Origin of the sequence: Claveliimonas sp., assembly GCF_037273965.1 — a bacterium.
Taxonomy (GTDB): Bacteria; Bacillota; Clostridia; order Lachnospirales; family Lachnospiraceae; genus Claveliimonas; species Claveliimonas bilis.
Window position 1 is genome coordinate 1 of sequence record NZ_JAYAZJ010000012.1, and the last position, 3,288, is coordinate 3,288.

Sequence of the window (3,288 nt, forward strand, 5' to 3'; positions counted from 1 at the left end):
TGGCATTTTCCACTGTAGTCGGAATGTTAATAATGGCTTTATTGTCCGCCTGGGGATTCCAGACATCCAGTACTGCGTTACATACCTCTACAGCATAGTCAACCTCTGTTCCGGAAAAACTCTCCGGACTGTACTCGAACGTAAAATTACCTTCTGTTTCATCTGCCAGTTTTTTTAACAGCTTCGCCCCGTCAACGGCAATTTTTTTCACCTGTTCCTTATCTTTTTTAAATACCTGTTCCCTCTGCGCAACAGATGTGGAGTTATAAAGATGGATCACAGCGTGAGGAGCTCCTTTAACGGCTTCAAATGTCTTTTTGATGATATGTTCTCTTGCCTGTGTCAGTACCTGGACTGTCACGTCATCAGGAATCATCTTCCGCTCGATCAATGCTCTCATAAAGCGGTATTCTGTCTCAGAAGCAGCCGGAAATCCCACTTCAATTTCCTTAAAACCAACTTTTACAAGCAACTCAAAAAATTCCAGTTTTTCTTCTAAGCTCATAGGTTCGATCAGCGCCTGGTTTCCGTCTCTAAGATCCACGCTGCACCAGATGGGCGGCTGATCAATGTATTCCTTCTTTACCCAGTCATATGTTACTTCCGGCGGCATAAAATACTGCCGTTCATATTTTTCACAATTTTTCATCTTGCCATCTCCCTTACTATCTTCCAAAAGTTAAATATTAATCAACTTTCTTGTCTTTTTTTAATACTTGTTTATCCTAACATACATATTCAAAAAATAGAAGTGACAAATTTAATCATTTTAATTGATTTATTTTAATACATTTTCATTTTTATATCACGCAAAACAATTCTGTTATCTTTGTAAAACACCAGAAAAAATCCCGTTTCAAAATCGGCTCTGCCGCATATATTTCATCACCGGATACCACAAAATCATCCACAATATAGCGTATCTTTCCAACTGTCTCTCCCTTTTCAACCGGGGCTTCTATATAGTCCGGAAGAGTCACAACTGTCTCCACTTTTTCGTCTTCAGCCATCAAAAACAGACGACTATTTCCCTTTACGGATAAGCTGACCCTGGAATCTCTCCCAACTCCTCTGTCCGGCACTCCGTTTCTGACCGGAAGGTCCGGCAGCGTATCTGCCCTCTCTATTTTTTCATACTGATAATTATCAATTCCGTACTGCATCAGTTTTTTTGTATCAGACCACTTATAATTTTTATTGTTAGGCCATCCGCATGCAAGCAGGGCAACAATGAAGGTTCTATTGTCCCTCTTTAATGCCCCTACATAACAGTAGCCTGCAGCCGCGGTAAATCCTGTCTTTCCAGTAAGGGCCCCCTCCATCATATCAAGAAAGGCATTATGATTTAAACAGGAGAAGCTGCGGTTTCCTGAAACATCTGTAAACTGATAACTTTTTGTTCTGGTTATTTCGAGAAACCGTTCTCTTTCCGGCGAAATCTTAATACAATAACGCATGATGTGCGCAAGATCAGCGGCTGTTGTCCCATGAATGTCTTCTTCGTCTTTCCCGTCCAGTCCGTTTGGGGTGACAAAATGTGTATTTTTGCATCCGATTTCTTTTGCCTTTTTATTCATTTGATCTGCAAAAGCTTCCACGGTTCCGGCCTGATTTTCCGCCAGGACCACAGCGCTGTCGTTATGGGATTCCAGCATCAGGGAGTAGAGAAGATCCTCTGTAAAGTACTGTTCCCCTTCTTTTACTCCAAGTCGGACCTGCGGCTGTAACGCTGCATGATCAGAAGCTGTGCAAATCTCCTCCATATCGGATTCCAAGACAAGAATACAGGTCATAATTTTTGTTGTACTTGCCATGGGGCGAACAGTCTTTTCTTCTTTTCCAAATAAAACACGCCCGCTGTCAGCGTCCATCAAAACCGCTGACCGGGCGTAAAGCTGTGACAGTTCTTCGGGAGTCTTGCTGGCTTTTGCCTGAGCCGGGGCAAAGAAAACTTCCAGTAAAAGAACTGCTGTTGCCAATATCATTTTATATTTTGATCTCACCATCTTAAGTCACACCAGATTCTTTTTATTCTTTTCCAGTCTATGCGCCTGCAGCTGCTGATATTCCGAATCTGCTATGAAATTCTATATCAGATATCCAGTTTCATCTGTACCTCTTCCTCTGCTTCATGTTTAAAAGTTTCTACCTGTTCTGAATTGAGGCTTGGAAGTTCATCCAGCGAATGGATGCTGAATCTTCTAAGGAACTCCTCCGTTGTCCCAAAGAGAAGCGGACGTCCGGGAGCGTCCAGTCTGCCTACTTCACATACAAGATTATACTCAACCAGACGGTTTACTGCATGATCCGACTTTACTCCTCTTATCTTTTCGATCTCCAGTTTTGTCACCGGCTGCTTATATGCAATAATAGATAAAGTCTCCAGCTGTACATCCGTCAATACATATTTTCTGGGCTGTCTGGCCACTTTGATCAAATATTCATACATATCCGTTTTTGTACACATCTGAAAGGAATTTTCCAGCTCTATGATCCGCATTCCCCGATCAGACGCCTCATATTTATCCATCATATTATGTATGATCTTTCGTGTCGTATCCTCATCGTGTTCAATGGCCGCCGCAATCCTGGACAGCTCCACTGAATCTCCCATTGTAAAAAGAATGGCTTCTATTATACCTTCCAGTCTGCTGATCTCCACTTTTATACTTCCCTTTCTATATTCGGCTTATTGCCGATACACCATTGATGTAATACAGATATCATCAAAAGGCTGTTTCTGTTCTATTTTGATTTTTCCGGTCTTCATCAGTTCCAATACAGCAAGAAATGTCACCACAAGCTGCACTTTCGATCCCTGCTTTTTCAAAAGCTGCCGGAAACTGAATACAGAGTGGTTTACTGCGTATTCCTCCACATAATCCAGTTTTTCCGGAAGCGATACTTCTTCTTTTTCTATTTTTCCAAATCCGCTCCGGATCGGATCGATCTTTTCATCCTGCCGCCGCATAACATCCCTGAAGATGCGGTTCAGCTTTGCCAGGGTCAGGTCTCCGAGAAGTTCTTCCAGGTTTACCGGCTCCACATATTCCTGAACCTCCTCCGGTATATCCGGTTCCCGATAGATTGCTCTTTCTCCCTCCACCTGCCTGTCGCGAAGTTCGTAAGCCATATATTTATACATCTTATACTGCAAAAGCTGCTCTACCAGTTCCTGCCGGGGATCTTCCTCCTGCCCCTCTTCATTTATCTCTTTCGGAAGCAGCATCCGGCATTTGATGTCCAGGAGAGTAGCTGCCATGAGGAGAAATTCACTCATAACATTCA

The 3,288-nt window shown here is 42.8% G+C and carries 4 protein-coding genes; all 4 read right to left on the reverse strand.

Going from position 1 to position 3,288, the window contains the following annotated elements:
- Positions 1-649 (reverse strand): hydroxymethylglutaryl-CoA lyase-like TIM-barrel protein (locus WJ238_RS00170; protein WP_524536974.1); only part of this gene is annotated, 649 nt, incomplete at its 3' end.
- A gap of 151 nt (positions 650-800) precedes the next feature.
- Positions 801-2,006, reverse strand: a complete 1,206-nt coding sequence (locus WJ238_RS00175) for a D-alanyl-D-alanine carboxypeptidase family protein (RefSeq protein ID WP_337605824.1) — start codon at positions 2,004-2,006, stop codon at positions 801-803.
- Between the two features lie 86 nt (positions 2,007-2,092).
- Positions 2,093-2,662 carry an SMC-Scp complex subunit ScpB gene (gene scpB / locus WJ238_RS00180; protein WP_230106034.1) on the reverse strand — a complete coding sequence of 190 codons (570 nt, stop codon included), beginning with the start codon at positions 2,660-2,662 and terminating at the stop codon, positions 2,093-2,095.
- A 27-nt stretch (positions 2,663-2,689) separates the two neighbouring features.
- Positions 2,690-3,288, reverse strand: a 599-nt coding sequence (locus WJ238_RS00185) for a segregation and condensation protein A (protein WP_337605825.1), incomplete at its 5' end; no start/stop codon positions are given.